The organism is Delftia sp. WSY_7, assembly GCF_043104845.1.
Lineage (GTDB): Bacteria > Pseudomonadota > Gammaproteobacteria > Burkholderiales > Burkholderiaceae_C > Comamonas > Comamonas tsuruhatensis.
In genome coordinates this window covers 21,632-37,295 of the sequence record NZ_JBICLB010000054.1, presented here as the reverse complement: position 1 = coordinate 37,295, position 15,664 = coordinate 21,632, and the positions used below count along the sequence as shown (strand labels likewise).

The window sequence follows — 15,664 nt, the reverse complement described above, 5'->3', positions numbered from 1 at the left end:
GGTAAAAATTTCCGCTCGGGCGCAAGGTTTTCTGCAAACTTTGCCATGTACCAATCCACCGGTTTTCACACGGTCCCGCCGCCGGGAACCCTCAATGCAGTCCCGCAAGGCGGGGCGCGCGGCGCCGCACGCGGGCCATCCATGTCCATGCGCCTGAGACGGGTCCTGTTGCTTCTGGCCTTGCTGGTGCTTGTGCTGGCTGCCTCGTCCTGGCTGCTGTTGCGCGCCTATCAATCCGGGCACGCGGCGCAGGAGCAGGCCGTTCGCATCGCCAGCATGGCCGCGGCCCGCCTGCTGGACAGGCAGGAGCCACGCGCTGCCAATGCCGAGCAGGCGCTGGCGGCCGTCCAACCGCTGCTGGAGGCGGGATGGTCCGGCTTTCTGGTGGACAGCGCGGGCCGTGCGGTGCCGGCCGGCACCGCTGCGGCAACGGGTCAGCCTGCCTTGCCCGCTGATTTCAGCGAGCGCCTGGCTTCCAGCCTGGCGCACGGCTGGCTGGATGTGCCCGATGCGCAGGGCGGCACCCTGCGCGTTTTCTTCAGCAGGACGGCCCAGGGCTGGACCTGGGTGAGCTGGGTTCCCTGTTCCGCGCTGGATCCGGCGTGTTCCCCGCTCCTGAGGGGCGTGATCTGGGCGGCGATCGTGTTGTTTGCGCTGGCCGGCCTGGGCCTGGCGGGGCTGGCCTTGCGTGGCAGGGCGGACCCGATGAGGCCGGCCCGGCGCAGCCAGGCCGGCGGCGCACCGGGGGAGCAGGACAACGAAGCCGGCGAGGCCCATATCCAGAACGAGCGCCTGCAGGTGGTCGGCCGGCTGGCAGGCCGCTTCTCCCATGAGTTCAACAACCAGCTCGGCGTTCTGAGCAACAGCGCCTATCTGATTGAGCGTCGTTCGGAGGACCCGAACCTGCGCCTGCCTGCACAGGCCATGCTGCGTTCGGTGGACACGGCCAGCCGGTTGACGCAGCAGCTGCTGCGCTTCGGGCCGCGCCACAGCACGCATGCGCTGGTGGTGGATCTGTACCGCTGGTTGCCGGGCGTGCGGGGCACGCTGGCCGTGGTGCTGGGAAAGCGCGTGGCGCTGGAGGTGGCTGAGCCCGCCGAGGCCAGCCCGCCGGGCCAGCCGGCCGCGCGCCTGGGCGTGTATGTGGACCCTGACGAGCTGGAGCTGGCGCTGATCAGCATTTTCCTGTCCGTGCGCGAGGCCTTGCCCGATGGCGCCCGCGTGCGCATGGCGGCACATCCCGTGGGCGGACATCTTGCGGCATCGGCCGCCAAGGGCGAGCAGGTGGAGATCCGCATCGAGGCCGTGGCCCACTGGCAGGGCGCCGGGCCGGGGCCGGAGGGGGCGGGTCCGGGCGAATCGGGCGCTGCGGCCGAAGCGGGCGAAGGGGGCGAAGCGGGCGAAGCGGGCGTAGTGGCCGCAGCCAGCGCCGAGGCGCCGCAGCGGCCGCAGGAATCCCGCCCCGGCGTGCGGTTGAGCGACGCCGATGCAGATGCCTCCTGCGGCCTGGCCCTGGCGCGCCGGCTATGCCTGGCTGGCGGTGGCGTGGCGTGGGCCGAGGGCGGCAGCGGGGGAGGCGACGGCGATGGAGACAGCGGCGGCTTGGCCGTCTCTCTGGTCCTGCCGCGCGTGCCCATGGCGGCGCAGGATTGTCTTGCGCAAAGCCTGGACTGAGCTGGCATTCGCGGTCCTGGAAACAGGACTGCGCGCCGGGGCGCGCAGTCAGCAAGCAGGAAAGTCGAAAAAGAGAGGAGGGCCGAGCCCGGTCAGCGTGCGAGGCGCGCGATCAGCAGCCCCGCCGCCAGCGCCGTGGCAATGGAGCGCAGCGGTTTCTTGCACACGGCGCTGCCCTGGCGGGAGAGGTCGGTGCTGCCAGCGGTACTTCTGGTCTGGAAGGGATCTTTGCTCATGGAGGCTCCTTTCCTGCAAGTCAATGGCCCGTGGCCGGGCCGGCTCAGTGGCGCATGCGCGGTTTGCACAGGTTGAAGATGGCCAGCAGCGCAACGGCGCTGGCCATGGAAATGAAGATGGACATGGATGTGGCCGGCACCTGCGCCTGCGCATCCATGGCCGAGGGCGCCAGCAGCGGCGCCAGCAGCCAGCCGCCCAGCAAGGCGCCGATGGCGCCTATTGCCACGTTGAGCAAAATGCCTTGCTGGGCCTGGGTGTTCGTGACCATGCTGGTGATCCAGCCGATCAGCCCGCCCACCATCAGCCAGATGAGGAAATCCATGGCATCGCCTTTGACAAAAGTTGCAGTTGAATATCAATGGCAATCGGCGTGCCTGCCCGTCGCAAGCGACTCAGCGCTCCGGTTGCGGGGTGCCGTTGCCCCGGGCCGGCGCAGGGCGGATTTGTGCACGCTCGGCTTCGCGGCCTGAAGGTGTCTGGGCGTCCAGGCCCCGGTCGGGCGACTCGCTGACCTGGGGCAGATCGGCGGCGTGTTCTATCAATTCCTCGATGATGAAGCGGCCGTAGAGCTGGGCGCGCTCGGCGCCGGCGGCCTTGAGGGCATCGGCGGCGTTGCGTGCGGCCTCGTCGCTGTCCACCCGTACCACCAGCCAGTGGTAGCCGCGCTCGGCCAGGGCCTGGTGGGCCTTGACCAGATTGAGTTCTTGGCCCACGGCGGCCACGGGGCTGGCCTGTCGCAGGTCTTGGTCGATCTGGGCCAGCATTTCCCGGTCGGTGTAGCGCTGTACGTCCTGCTCGGGCAGGTTCAGCGCCTGCAGCGCCGCCATGCCGTCATCGGCCTGCGCAGCCGTGGGAAAAGAGACCACCATGTGGCCCACGGGCTTGAAGACACCGTAGGCGCGGGCAGGAGAGGAGTCCATGGGCTTGTCCTTGGTTGCTCAAAGGTGCTTGCAGGGTGGCAAGCAGCGTGCCCGCAAGGCAACGGCAGCAGGTGCTGTGCGCGTCTGCGCACGTGTCAGCCGGGTTCGGGGTCCGTCCTGTCCTTTTTGCCGCCCGCATAGTCCTTGAGCCGGTTGTACAGCGTCTTGAGGCTGATGCCGAGCACGGCGGCCGTGCGTTCCTTCTGGTACTTGCATTGCTTGAGCGTGGCCTGGATCAGCAGCCGCTCGGCCTGCGCCATGGTCATGCCGATGGGCAGCTGTATGGTGGCCGGCTCCATATCGGGCAGGTCGTAGGCGTCGCCTGCCGTGCCGTGGTCGGCGAACGGATGCACGGCGACAGGCGCGGCCTGCGCAGTGGGCGGCAATTGCGGGGCGTTGGCGGCCAGCTGTGCAGGCACGGATGTGTGCACGGATGCGTGCAATGACACCGGCATGGGGGCGGGCTGGGCAATGGCCACCGGTGGGCGTGGCAGCCATTCGGTGCCTACCTGCGGGCCGGGCTCCATGACGTAGGCACGCTGCACGGCATTGCGCAGCTCGCGCACATTGCCGGGCCAGCTGTGCTGCGCCAACTGCCTCAGGGCCGACGCCGTGAACTGCTTGGTCTGCCCCTCTCGCTGCGAGATGGCCTGCAGCAAGTGCTGGGCCAGCAGCGGGACGTCGGACAGGCGCTCGCGCAGCGGCGGCAGCTCGATGGGAAAGACGTTCAGCCGGTACAGCAGGTCCTCGCGCAGCCTGCCGCTGGCCACGGCCTCGAAGGGGCAGCGGTTGGTGGCGGCGATCACGCGCACATCGGTCTGCAGCGTCTGGGTGGAGCCCACGCGCATGAAGCGGCCGGTCTCCAGCACGCGCAGCAGCTTGACCTGCAGCTCCATGGGCATTTCCGTGATCTCGTCCAGGAACAGCGTGCCCGTGGCCGCGCGCTCGAAAAAGCCCTGGTGCTGGCGGTCGGCGCCCGTGAAGCTGCCCTTTTCGTGGCCGAAGATCTCGCTTTCGATGAGATGCGGCGAAATGGCGCCGCAGTTCACGGCAAGAAACGGGCGGCTGCGCCGCTGGCTCAAGTCGTGCAGGGTCTGCGCCACGACCTCCTTGCCGGTGCCGCTTTCCCCCGTGAGGAACACCGTGACCGAGGTGCCCGCCACGCGCTCCATCTGCTGGTACAGGCGCTGCATGGGAGGCGATTGGCCCAGGAGCCGGCCAAAGCGTCCTTCCTGCGCGCAGTAGCTGCCAGCGGGTGCGCAATGGTCTTGTGCCGTGATCTGATCGGAGGCCGGGCCTGCGCCGTTGCGGCTGTCCGCGCCCGACAGGCCCGGCGTGGGGATGAGAAAACGCGAAAGAATGTCCTCGAGCCGGCCTATGCCCACGGGCTTGACCAGATAGTCCATGGCGCCTCGGCGCAGGGCTTCGATGGAGGAGTCCAGGCTGGCATGGCCGGTCACCAGCACGATCTGCGAGTCCTGCGGCACTTGCCGGTCGCCGAACAGGTCCATGCCGTTGCCATCGGGCAGCTGCAGGTCCAGCAGAACCAGGCTGGGCGGCTGCATGGCCATCTGGCGGCGCGCATCGCGCAGGGTGTGGGCCACGGCGACCGAAAAGCGGTCCACGCCCACCAGTTCGCGCATGGTGGCTGCCGAGTCCGCGTCGTCATCGACGATCAGCACGTGGTTCATTCCATGGCCTCCAGAGCTGCCGGCCGCAGCCTGTTTTGACAAAAATTCATGATCCGGCAGTTTAGGGGCTGGGATGTATGCATCTGTGTCAGTCCACAGGCACAGTGCTTGCCGGGTGGTCCGGTCCCCGCCGCCGTCGCCGCAAAGAGGGGATCAAGCGGATCAGGCGGGCCGGCGGCTGGCGCCCTGGCCACGGCGGGGCGGGGTCCTGCGGGGCCGGGGCTGGGGCTCCAGCAGGCCCAGGAACAGGCATTCCTTGGCGCTCAGCCCGCGCGTGCGCCGTGCGGGTGCAGCGGTCGCGGCGGGCGGGCATTGTCCGGGCTGCTCGCACAGGGCCAGTACCTGGGGATGGATGTAGAACTTGCGGCAAACCGTACAGGTATTGCCCAGGCGCCGCGCCACCTCGGCGATCAGGTCCGTGAAGGTGAGCGCGCCCGGATGGCGGCTGCCCGCCGGTGACGCTGCGGCGGCCATGGCCAGCTCCAGCGCGTACACGCTGGCATGCCAGGTACGGAAGTCCTTGGCACTGAAGTCCGGTCCGTCTGCCTCGTCTGCCCCGGCCTTGCTGCAGATCCTGCGGATGTAGTCGTTCACGTGCTCGGAGCGCACATGGTGAACATCTCCCTCGTCGTCCACGAACTGGAAAAGCCGCTGCCCCGGCAGGTCCTGGCAGCGCTTGACGATGCGGGCCACGGCCCGGTCGGACACGCGGGCCTGCTGGGCGACGCCGCTCTTGCCCTTGAAGCTCAGCGTCAGCTCGCCGGCGCGCACCTGGGCATGGCGGTTCCTGAGCGTGGTCAGGCCGAAGGATCCATTGGCTTCTGAATACTCGTCATTGCCAACGCGCAGCGCCGTGCAGTCCAGCAGCCAGACGATGGTGGCCACCACGGTTTCGAGCTGCGGCCGCCCCGGCCTGAGGTCCCGCGCCACGGCACGCCGAATGGCGGGCAGATGCCGGCCGAACTCGCGCATGCGGTCGAACTTGACCTGCTTGCGCTGCTCCTGCCACTGCGGGTGATAGCGGTATTGCTTGCGCCCGCGGGCATCGCGGCCCGTGGCCTGCAGGTGGCCCCGGGCGTCAGGGCAGATCCATACATCCACATAGGCCGGTGGAATGGCCAATTTGCGGATGCGCTCCAGCGCCTGGGCGTCGCGCACGGGCCTGCCGTCCTGGTCCACATAGGAAAAGCCTTTGCCACGCCGCACGCGGCGCCAGCCGGGCATGCGGTCGTTGACATGGATGAGGTCTGCAGTCAGTGCAACCCCTGCGGCGGCGGCGGCGGAGGTGCGATGGGGGGATCGGAATAGGGTGAAGGCGCCGGAGCCGGCGGAGGATCACCCACGGGTGGCACCAGCGGCTCGGTCGGCGGCGGATTGACCGGCGGAGCGACGGGAGGTGTGGCAGGCGGTGTGGGTGGTGCAGCGATCATGGAACGGTTTCTCCTGTGATGGTGGCGGGCCGCAGCGGCCATGCAGCCGCTGCAGCAATCGCCATGCCCGGACCCTTGCACGGGGCCGAAGCGTTGACATTTGGTAGCAATGATTCGCGAAAACCGGTGGCCTGCGGCCTCAGGCCAGCGTCCTCAGCGTGGGCTCGCGGTCCCAGAAGCGTTTCTTGGCGCCTTCGACAAAGGGCTTGGGCGTGTCGATGGGAAACACGCCCTCGTCCGGCGTGATGCCCGCAGTCTGCAGGATGTGCCCGGTGGCCTTGCAGGCCGCAATGGCCTTGAGGTGGCCGAAGGCATCGCGGAACCAGTCCTGGGCGGCCGCTTCCCGGGCCAGGGCTTCGCCGCGCTGGGGCGTGAGGATGGACACCACGGCGTCGAACTGCGCCGAGGGCGATCCGGCCAGCTGGCCGTCTGCGGGCAGGTGGCTGCCGTCGTCCAGCGTGGCGCCGCCGATCTTGGGCGCAATGATCTTCACGCTGGCCTTTTGCGCCACCAGGGCCTTGTGGAAGGCGGCAATGTGCCGGGCGCTGGAGCCTTCATCCACCAGGATGGCCACGCAGCGGCCCTGCAGTGTGGGTTTCATGCGGTCGATGATGCGCGTGGCCGGGCTGGGCGGCAGCTTTTGCGGGGGCACGGCAGGCTTGGCGGCAGGCGGCAGCTGGGGCAGGCCCAGGCCGTCGGCCACGCGCTTTGCCAGGTCGGCGTCTATCACCTGCAGGTGGCCCACCACGGCCAGTCGCACATGCGGCGTCTGCACCTTGGACAGCTCGAACACCAGGGCGCTGGCGATGTGGGCCTGCTCCACCGCGCTCTGGCTGGCGTAGAACATGCGCGCCTGGCTGTAGTGGTCGGCAAAGCTTTCGGGGCGGATGCGGCCCTTGGCGCCGTCCCCGTCATCCTGGGCAAAGTGCCTGAAGCCGCGCGCCGCCGAGGCGCGCGGACTGTCGGCCTGCAGGCTGGAGGGCTCGTAGGCCACGCGGCCCTTGGGCACCTGGGTCTGCATATGGCCGTCGCGCTGGTCGTGGGCAAACGGGCATTTGGGCGCGTTGATGGGCAGCTGCGTGAAGTTGGGCCCGCCCAGGCGCGACAGCTGGGTGTCCAGGTAGGAGAAAAGGCGGCCCTGCAGCAGCGGATCGTTGCTGAAGTCGATGCCCGGGGGCAGGTTGGCCGGGCAGAAGGCGACCTGCTCGGTCTCGGCAAAGAAGTTGTCGGGCCAGCGGTCCAGCACGAAGCGGCCGATCTTGCGCAGCGGTATTTCCTCTTCCGGAATGATCTTGGTGGGGTCCAGATGGTCATGGGGCAGGGCGTCGGCCTGTTCCTGCGAGAACAGCTGCACGCACAGCTCCCAGGCCGGGTAGTCGCCGGCCTCGATGGCCTCGAACAGGTCGCGGCGGTGGTAGTCGTTGTCGGCGGCCTGCAGCTTCAGGGCCTCGTCCCAGACGGTGGATTGGATGCCCAGCTCGGGCCGCCAGTGGAATTTCACGAAGGTGCTTTTGCCTTGCGCATTGACCAGCCGGAAGCTGTGCACGCCAAAGCCCTCGATCATGCGCAGGCTGCGCGCGATGGTGCGGTCGCTCATGATCCACATGACCATGTGCATGGACTCGGGCATGAGGGAGATGAAGTCCCAGAACGTGTCGTGCGCCGTGGCAGCCTGTGGAAAGCCCCGGTCCGGCTCCATCTTCACGGCATGGACCAGGTCGGGAAACTTCATGGCGTCCTGGATGAAGAACACCGGAATGTTGTTGCCGACCAGATCCCAGTTGCCCTCTTCGGTATAGAACTTGATGGCGAAGCCGCGCACGTCCCGCGGGGTGTCCACCGAGCCTGCGCCGCCGGCCACGGTGGAAAAGCGCACGAAGACCGGCACCTGCTTGCCGGTTTCGGTCAGCACCTTGGCGGTGGTGTACTGCTCCAGTGAATCGGTCAGCTGGAAATAACCGTGGACACCTGTGCCGCGTGCATGGACGATCCGCTCCGGAATGCGCTCATGGTCGAAATGCGTGATTTTCTCGCGCAATATGAAATCTTCCAGCAGCGTGGGTCCCTTTGGCCCTTGCTTCAATGAATTCTGGTTGTCCGCAACCGGTATACCCTGCTGCGTCGTCAATACAGGATGAGAGGCTTCGGCCTGCTGCTGGAGTTCTCCGCCGTGGCCAACGGGGCATTGGGATGGGGATTTCTTTTCAGCTGGGGCTTTCTTGGCCATGATGCACTCCTTGGGAATGAACGCCATGTTCTTTTGACGCGGATATTTCAAGCGGAGCAACGGTATGTTTTTCAGTTGCCGCAATGGGAAAATAAAAAAAGGGCCCGGAGGACCCTTTTTTCAGGTCATGCAACCTGCGGCTCAACGCTGCTGGTGGCTGTCCTGCTTTTGCTGCTGACCCGGCTGGTTGCGCTGGGGGTTGCTCTGCTGTTGCTGGTGGTTGGGATTATTGGGATTGCTTTGCTGCTGCTGCCCCGGATTGTTTTGTTGCTGCTGCTGGTTCTGCTTGTTCTTGTCGTTTTGCTGGTTGCTGGCCGTGTTGCCTTGAGGGTTATTGGTCTGTTGCGTCATTTCCATACTCCTTAAGTAAACAGCGATGCCGTCATCACTGCAATTTCATTGTGCTGCCTGAAAAATCCACGGCGTGTAGGAAATTCGGAAGATTACTTTTGGTAAATCATTGGAATTTGCTATGAATATCATGGAATCCATTTTTGCGGCAAAAATGCATGTATTTTTTATCATGAAATGCCATTTGTAGATTATGCAAAACGGCAATGGTCCCTTTCATTTGGATGTTGAACGTTTTGCAGGCGCCTTGGACGCTGGCTTTCGGGGCTTGGGTGTTGTCCGGGTCGCGGGCGCTTTTGCAGCTTTTGCCGTCGCCCCGGTATTTTTTTCCTTGGCCGCGGAGGCGGGGGCCCCGCTGCCTGCCTTGCCCAGGCTGCTCCTGAGCAGGGCGGTCAGATCCAGCACGGCTGCGTTGGCGGGTGCGGCGGACGCGTCCTGCTGCCTTTGCACACTTTGCACGTCGCCCGCATGGGCCTTGGCCTGCACCAGCTGGTGGATTTCCTCGCTGAAGGAGTTGCGGAACTGGTCGGCGTCCCAGGCCTGGCTCATGTCCTTGATCAGTGCCAGGGCCATGGTCATTTCGGCGGCCTTGATGCCTGCGGCCCTTGCGTCCAGCGGCGGCAGGTCCAGCTGCTCGAAGGAACGGATCTCGCCGCCCCAGCGCAGCAGGTTCAGCACCAGCGCCCGGCCGCAGGGGATCAGGATGGCCAGGTGCTGCTTGGCCTGGATGACGACCTTGGCCACGCCCACCTTGTTGCTCTTGCGCAGCGCCTCGCGCAGCAGTGCGTAGACCTTCCCGCCCCGGTGCAGGGGGGCGGTGTAGTAGGGCCGCTCCAGGTAGATGAAGGGGATATCGTCGGCATCGACAAAGGCCTCGATCTCTATGGTCTGCGTGGTCTTGGGAAAGGCGGCGGCAATCTCTTCGGCGCTCAGCACCACGTAGCGGCCTTCTTCGAATTCCACGCCCTTGACGATGTCGGCCGAGGCCACCTCCTTGCCTGTGACTTTGTTGATGCGCTTGTAGCCCACGGGCTGCATGTTGCGCTTGTCCAGCCAGTCGAAGTCGATGTCCGTGCTGGCCGTGGCCGCATACAGGCCTATCGGGATGTGGACCAGGCCAAAGCTGATGGCCCCCTTCCACAGGCTGCGCGAGGAGACGGCCGGGGCCGTGCGGGGAGATGTGGCTTTCCTGGTCATCGTTGTGCTTTCCTCGTTGGCGGCGCTTCGCGGGCCGGTGCCTCGAAGCCCAGCGCCTTCATGGCGCGGCCCAGGCTGGTGGCCGCCGTGCCGTAGTGCTCCCAGGGCGAGTTGCCCAGGCGCAGGCGCTGGTCCACCGAGCGAATGGTCCAGTGCGCGCCGCCCGTGAGCCTGTCGAGCTCGTTCCAGCCCACGGGCACGGAGATGCCCATGCCGGGCCGCGCACGCGCTGTCCACGCGCAGGCCGTGGTGGCACCAAAGCCGTTGCGCAGGTAGTCCACGAAGATTTTTCCCACGCGGTTGCGTGGCCCGCTCTTGGCCACGAAGCGCTGGGGCACGGTGCTGGCCAGGTGCTGGACCACGGCCTGGGAGAAGGCCTTGACCGTGTCCCAGTCCAGCAGCCGCTTGATCGGCACGACCACATGCAGGCCCTTGCCTCCGCTGGTCTTGAGGAAGGCCGGCAGCTCCAGCTCCTGCAGCAGCACATGCAGCAAGGTGGCCGCTTCCTGCACCTGCGTCCAGGGCACGCCCTCGCCGGGGTCCAGGTCGAAGGTCATGCGGTCGGGCCGGTCGATGCGGTCCCGGCGGGCATTCCAGGTGTGCCATTCGATGGTGTTCATCTGCGCAGCCGCCACCAGGCCTTCACGCCGCGCCACCTCCATCAGCGGCGCATGGCCGGGATCGAGTTCGGGCGCCAGGGCGGCAATGCCCTGCAGCGGCGTCTGGTCCATGTGTTTCTGGAAGAACAGCTCGCCCTCGATGCCCTCCGGCGCGCGCACCATGGCCACGGGCCGGGCCTTGAGGTGGGTGATCATGAAGGGGGCCACCGTGGCGTAGTAGCGCGCCAGCTCCATCTTGGTGATGCCGGTGGAGGGGTCGATGACACGCTCGGCATGGGTGATGGCGATCGTGGCGGGCAGGCGCGCCGCCTTGGCCATGCGGGGCGGGGCGGCTTTGTGGCGGGTTGCGGTGCGGGGTGAAGATGCGGTCGATGGCACGTGCTGTGGCTCCTCTTTTGCGATGCGGCGCGCAGGCTTGTCCGTGCGCAGGCCCTGGAATACGGCGTGGCGGATGCGGCCGTCCGCGGTCCATTGCGCGAACGAGACTTCGGCCAGCAGGGTGGGGCGCACCCAGTGCACCTGGCTGCCAAGGCCCCGGGTGTCTGCCAGCGGGGATGTGCCGGTGGCCAGGCCGTCCAGGCGCTGGCGCAGGTCGGCCAGGGTGCGTGCGTTGAAACCCGTGCCGACCTTGCCGGCCGCGTGCAGCTGCCCGTCCTCGCCATGCACGGCGAGGACCAGGGCCCCCAGGCCGGTGCGCGAGCCCTGGGGATCGGTATAGCCGGCGATCACGAACTCCTGGCGGTGGCCGCACTTGAGCTTGATCCAGTCCATGCTGCGCCTCGAGACGTAGGCGCTGCCGCGCCGCTTGCCGATCACGCCCTCCAGGCCCAGCCGGCAGGCGGCAGCCATCAGGTCGGCGGGCGGGGCGTCAAAGGCCTGGCTGAACCGAACGCGGTCCGACGGCGCCTTGTGCAGCAGCTCCTGCAACCGCTGGCGGCGCTGTTCCACGGGCTGCGGGCGCAGGTCCTGGCCGTCGTGCCACAGCAGGTCGAAGGCGAAGAAGACCAGCAGGTCGGTGTGCTCGCCGTCGAAGGCGATCTGCAGGGCCTGGAAGTCGGGGCGGTCGTCGCTGTCCAGCATCAGCACCTCGCCGTCGATCCAGCCTGTTTGCAAGGGCAGGGCCGCCAAGGCGCGGGCCAGGGCAGGCATTCTGGCGGTCCAGTCCTTGCCGTTGCGCGTGACAAGCCGCACGGTACCGCTGTCGATGCGGGCCAGCAGGCGGTAGCCGTCGAACTTGCTCTCGAAGATCCATTGCCCGGCCTCCGTGGGCGGGCGGTCCACCAAGGTCGCCAGCTGGGGGGCGATCTCCTGCGGCATGGTCGCGGTGCCGGCGTGCTGCTTTCGTGCTGGCGCTGGCGCTGTTGCTGTTGTTGTTTCTGTTTCTGTTTCTGTCGTTGCCGCTGCTGCAGGTTCCAGGGGAAGGCCCGACACGCTGTCGGGCATGTCCTCGACCACGCTGAATTCGCCGGCGGCGCGTTCCAGCCCGTCATGCTCCTTGATCAGCAGCCACGCGGGTTTTTTGGCATCGTCCTTGCCGCGCATGCGCACCAGGGTCCAGCGGCCCTGCAGCTTGTGGCCGCGCAGTTCGAACTTGAGCTTGCCCTTGCGAAGGCCCTCGGCGGCGTCGCCTTGTGGCCACCAGGTGCCCCGGTCCCAGATGATGACCTTGCCCGCACCGTACTGGCCCGGCGGAATCTGGCCTTCGAAGCGGTTGTAGGCCATGGGGTGGTCTTCCACCTGCACGGCCATGCGCTTGTCGGCCGGGTCGTAGCTGGGGCCCTTGGGCACGGCCCAGCTTTTCATGCTGCCGTCCAGCTCCAGCCGGAAGTCGTAGTGCAGATGGCTGGCCCAGTGCTTTTGAATGACGAATTGCAGGACACCCGTGCCGGGCTGCCCTGCAATCGTGTCGCTGGAAGGTTCTGCCGAGGGCTCCGGCGTGCGCGTGAAGTCGCGCTTTTGCCGGTAGGCCGCCAGCGAAGCGGCAGCCTTGTCCTGCCCGCCGGCCGCAGCAGCCCGCCGCGGCTGCTGCGCGGCCGGGTGGCTGCGGCGCGGTGCGGGCATGCGGCGCTCCTTCAGAACATCAGTGCAATCAAAATGATGATGGGAATGGGCACGCCCAGAAGAAAAAGCAGTATGGATCGCATGAATGGCCTCCGTTCAATGAATGGTTGGATGGTGTTGACTGCGATGCAAAATCAAATGGCATCGCGTTGGCGGCCACCCCAGGTGGCGCACAGGCTGCCCACAAAGGCGCCCAGCATCAGGGAAACAAACAGCCAGAGCATGGAATGGGCGGTGGCCTTTCGCGTTTCTTCAGCGGCCTGCTTGGCCTTTTGTTTGGCCTCTTCTGCCTTTTGCTCGGCCTGCTTTATCTGCATCTGTACGGAATCAAAGGTGCTTCGCACTTTCTTTTGCGCTTCTTCCACCGGAATATCGGAATTGCGCGCAATCAGCTGGGCCAGATATTGCTCATCGGCCGCAGAAAGCTGGCCGGTGCGCAGCGACTGGGCAAAGATCACGCCGGCCTCCCGCGTGGCGCTGGCCATGTCGGCAGGCGTGGTGCTGCCGGAGGTTGCAGCGGGATTGCGGAACAGGCTGCCGGTCCAGTAGGCCAGGCCCTGGGGCGAGGCGTCGGCGCCCGAGGCACCGGCCATGGCTGCGGCACCGCCAGCAGCCGCACCGCCGGCGGCGCCGATCGCGCCGCCCACCACGCTGGAGGCGCTGGTGGCCACGGTCTGCGCCGCCTTGAAGGCACCGGACACCGCACCACCGGCCGCAGCGCCCATCAGGGCCACCATGGCCAGCGTGGCCAGCGCCCAGGACAGAAAGCCGTGGGCCGTGTCGCGGAAGTAGACCTCGTCCGTATGCACGCCTTGCCAGCGGGTGCGCAGCCGCCCGGCCAGGTACCCGCCCACGCCGGCGGAGGCCAGCTGGGTGAAGGCGATCCAGGCCACGGCCGTCCACCCCAGGGCGCCGGCATCCATGCCCTGGCCGGTCCATACCGAGACAGACGACAGGCCCAGGCCCGTGCCCAGAATGAACAGCAGCAGCGACAGCGAGGCCGCCGCCATGGCGCCCGCGAATATCGCCGCCCATGAAACACCGCTGACGGATGTATTGGCCGCAGGGACCACTGGCGCTGCCAGGGGATCGGAATAGGCAATGGACATGGCTGGATTTCCTGGAGTTGAGTGCCCCATTCTTGCCAGCCGAAATAAATGCCACTGTAGGAGGATTGGAAAAGCAGGACTGGCAAACTCAGACGAAAAACGTCATCCTTTGCCAGATGACGGTTTTCAAGGCAATGCGCGGCCTGGATATGGAAAATGATTCCTGCAACCGGTAAAACTTGCGGAATATTTTCCAGGGCGAATGGCTGGATTGTTTCCGGCAGCACGGCGATATGTTTCTGTCTGCTGCCGGTGTTTTCATTGCTGCATCGGGCCTGCCAGACCCGTACGTTCAGGGCTGGCGCACGTCGGCCACGACCTGCTCGCCAAAATCCGCGCGCTGCAGCCAGCCCAGCACCAGGGTGGCGGCCTGCTCGGGCGTGGAGAGCTTGCCGCCCTCCTTGAGCTGGGCGAAGTTGCCTGCGTCGGGAAAGGCTGCGGCATCGGCGCTGCGCAGCTGCACCTGCATGTCGGTGTCGATGACGCCGGGCGCCAGCGAGCAGATGCGCGCGCCGTGGGGCTTGAGCGCCTCGTCCAGCGCCACGCTGCGGCTGAAATGGTCCATGCCGGCCTTGGCCGCGCAGTAGGAGGCCTGCGAGGCAATGGCGCGCCGCCCCAGGCCGGAAGAGATGTTGAGCACCTTGCGCGGCACGGCCGTCCAGCCTTCGGTGGCGGCCAGGAAGGCGGCCGTCAGCAGCATGGGCGCCTCCAGTCCCACGCGCATGGCCTGGGCGATGTCGGCGGGCCGCAGCTGCGACAGCGGCGCGATCTGCGGAATCACGCCCGCGTTGTTGATCAGGGTGACGCTGGCGTAGCGCGTGGCGTCCAGCCCGGCGAGCCATTCGCCCAGCCTGCGGGCCGCTGCCTCGGGCTCGCCCAGGTCCACGCTCCACTGCTGCAGCGGGGCGCCTGCCGTGGCGGCGGCCCGGTTCAGGTCTTCGCTGGTGGAGCGCGACAGCGTGACCAGCTCATGGCCGGCATCGAGCAGTTGCCGGGCCATGGCCAGGCCCATGCCGCGCGAAGCGCCCGTGAGAATCGTCAGGGAAAGGAGAGGCGATGCATTGTTCATGCGGGCGATGGTATCGCTTGTGCCCGTGCTGCCGGTGCTGCCTGCGCGGTCATTGCCCGGGCGGCGACGGGGTCCGAGGGCAGCAGCAGCTCGGCGCTGCGCGCCTGCCGCGTATGCTCCAGCGCCTGCACGATGCGTTCGCAGGCGCGCTCGGCCGCATCGCGCAGGCTGGCGCCCTGCAGCCAGTGGCCGGTGAGCGCGGCGCTGAACAAGTCGCCCGTTCCCTTGGGCACCGCATCCACGCGCGCGTGGGTGATCACATGCACGTCCTCGCGCGTGACCAGCGCCACGCGCATGCGCAGTGCATGCTCGCCGCCCAGCTCGGGCGCCGCGCTGGTCACGGCCACCCACTGCGTGCGGCCGGTCAGCAGGCTGCGCGCGGCCTGGACCACATCGTCCATGCCGTGCACAGGGCGCGCGGTCAGCCGTTCCAGCTCGAAATGGTTGGGTGTCAGCCCGTCGGCCAGGGGCAGCAGGTGGCGCTGGTAGGCCTCGACCATGGCGGGGTCCACATAGATGCCGCTGTCGTGGTCGCCGATCACCGGGTCCACCACCACGCGCAGGCCGGGGCGCTGCTGCAGCAGGCCCGCCACCCAGTCCGCCAGCAGCCCGGCCTGTTCCGGCCCGCCCAGGTAGCCGGCCAGCACGGCCTGCAGTTGCCTGAGCGCGCCGCGCGCGCCCAGGTCCTGCAGATAGCCCGCAAACCACTCGGCGGCAATTGCTCCGCCGTGGATGCTGGGATAGTGCGGCGTATTGCTGAACACCACCGTGGGCACGGCTGCCGCCGCCAGTCCCAGGGCCTGCAGCGTGGGCATGGCCACGTTGTTGCCAACGCGGCCGTAGACGACCTGGGACTGCACGGACACCACGTCGATGGCCAGGGGGTGCAGCATGTCATGGGGGGCGGGGGCGTTCATGGGCGGCCTTGCGGGTGGTAATTCTTGGGCGAAGCTGCATTTATAGCGCTGCCATGCGAGGGCCGGCAGCACAATCCAGGGAGCACGGCCAGACCACTTCCAGAATCGCGGCAGCGGGATTGGAGCGCCATGCAAGAATGGTTTTTTCCGCGCGCATGCAT

Annotated in this window: 13 protein-coding genes; 2 read left to right on the top strand and 11 right to left on the bottom strand. The window is 67.1% G+C overall.

All coding sequences use genetic code 11. The features are described 5' to 3' along the window. Positions 1-45: 45 nt before the first annotated feature. Positions 46-1,674: a hypothetical protein gene (locus ACF8ME_RS26185; protein WP_392418895.1), complete on the top strand. Its 1,629-nt coding sequence runs from the start codon at positions 46-48 to the stop codon at positions 1,672-1,674. A gap of 92 nt (positions 1,675-1,766) precedes the next feature. Here ACF8ME_RS26185 and ACF8ME_RS26180 read toward each other — a convergent pair whose 3' ends face one another. From ACF8ME_RS26180 to ACF8ME_RS26155, 6 genes are all read right to left on the bottom strand, one after another. Next, positions 1,767-1,910 carry a hypothetical protein gene (locus ACF8ME_RS26180; RefSeq protein WP_016446351.1) on the bottom strand — a complete coding sequence of 48 codons (144 nt, stop codon included), beginning with the start codon at positions 1,908-1,910 and terminating at the stop codon, positions 1,767-1,769. Between the two features lie 44 nt (positions 1,911-1,954). Then, a complete protein-coding gene (locus tag ACF8ME_RS26175) occupies positions 1,955-2,233 on the bottom strand; it encodes a GlsB/YeaQ/YmgE family stress response membrane protein (RefSeq protein ID WP_016446350.1) in 279 nt (92 codons plus the stop codon). Between the two features lie 70 nt (positions 2,234-2,303). Next, on the bottom strand, positions 2,304-2,831 hold the full coding sequence (locus tag ACF8ME_RS26170) for a hypothetical protein (RefSeq protein WP_338500487.1): 528 nt from the start codon (positions 2,829-2,831) through the stop codon (positions 2,304-2,306). A 95-nt stretch (positions 2,832-2,926) separates the two neighbouring features. Beyond that, positions 2,927-4,522: a sigma-54 dependent transcriptional regulator gene (locus ACF8ME_RS26165; RefSeq protein WP_016446348.1), complete on the bottom strand. Its 1,596-nt coding sequence runs from the start codon at positions 4,520-4,522 to the stop codon at positions 2,927-2,929. 162 nt (positions 4,523-4,684) lie between these two features. Further along, positions 4,685-5,746 (bottom strand): DNA topoisomerase IB, encoded by a 1,062-nt coding sequence (locus tag ACF8ME_RS26160; RefSeq protein WP_016446347.1) that lies wholly within the window; start codon positions 5,744-5,746, stop codon positions 4,685-4,687. 345 nt (positions 5,747-6,091) lie between these two features. Beyond that, on the bottom strand, positions 6,092-8,179 hold the full coding sequence (locus tag ACF8ME_RS26155; protein ID WP_016446345.1) for a catalase: 2,088 nt from the start codon (positions 8,177-8,179) through the stop codon (positions 6,092-6,094). Between ACF8ME_RS26155 and ACF8ME_RS26150 the strand changes: the two genes are divergently transcribed. Further along, positions 8,087-8,545 (top strand): hypothetical protein, encoded by a 459-nt coding sequence (locus ACF8ME_RS26150; RefSeq protein ID WP_392418989.1) that lies wholly within the window; start codon positions 8,087-8,089, stop codon positions 8,543-8,545. The genes ACF8ME_RS26155 and ACF8ME_RS26150 overlap by 93 nt on opposite strands. A 201-nt stretch (positions 8,546-8,746) precedes the next feature. Here the strand turns inward: ACF8ME_RS26150 and ACF8ME_RS26145 are convergent, their stop codons facing one another. The 5 genes from ACF8ME_RS26145 to pdxK form a co-directional block, all read right to left on the bottom strand. Further along, positions 8,747-9,727 carry a Ku protein gene (locus ACF8ME_RS26145; RefSeq protein ID WP_392418891.1) on the bottom strand — a complete coding sequence of 327 codons (981 nt, stop codon included), beginning with the start codon at positions 9,725-9,727 and terminating at the stop codon, positions 8,747-8,749. Continuing rightward, a complete protein-coding gene (gene ligD, locus ACF8ME_RS26140) occupies positions 9,724-12,408 on the bottom strand; it encodes a DNA ligase D (protein WP_392418888.1) in 2,685 nt (894 codons plus the stop codon). Before ligD ends, ACF8ME_RS26145 begins: the two co-directional genes overlap by 4 nt. A gap of 134 nt (positions 12,409-12,542) precedes the next feature. Continuing rightward, entirely contained in the window at positions 12,543-13,517 is a 975-nt protein-coding gene (locus ACF8ME_RS26135; protein ID WP_392418885.1) for a hypothetical protein, read from the bottom strand. Positions 13,518-13,809: 292 nt separating this feature from the next. After that, positions 13,810-14,586 (bottom strand): SDR family NAD(P)-dependent oxidoreductase, encoded by a 777-nt coding sequence (locus ACF8ME_RS26130; protein ID WP_046240202.1) that lies wholly within the window; start codon positions 14,584-14,586, stop codon positions 13,810-13,812. After that, complete coding sequence (gene pdxK / locus ACF8ME_RS26125) at positions 14,583-15,503, bottom strand: pyridoxine/pyridoxal/pyridoxamine kinase (protein ID WP_126312574.1); 921 nt, start codon at positions 15,501-15,503, stop codon at positions 14,583-14,585. The genes ACF8ME_RS26130 and pdxK overlap by 4 nt, the downstream gene beginning before the upstream one ends. Between the last annotated feature and the right edge of the window lie 161 nt (positions 15,504-15,664).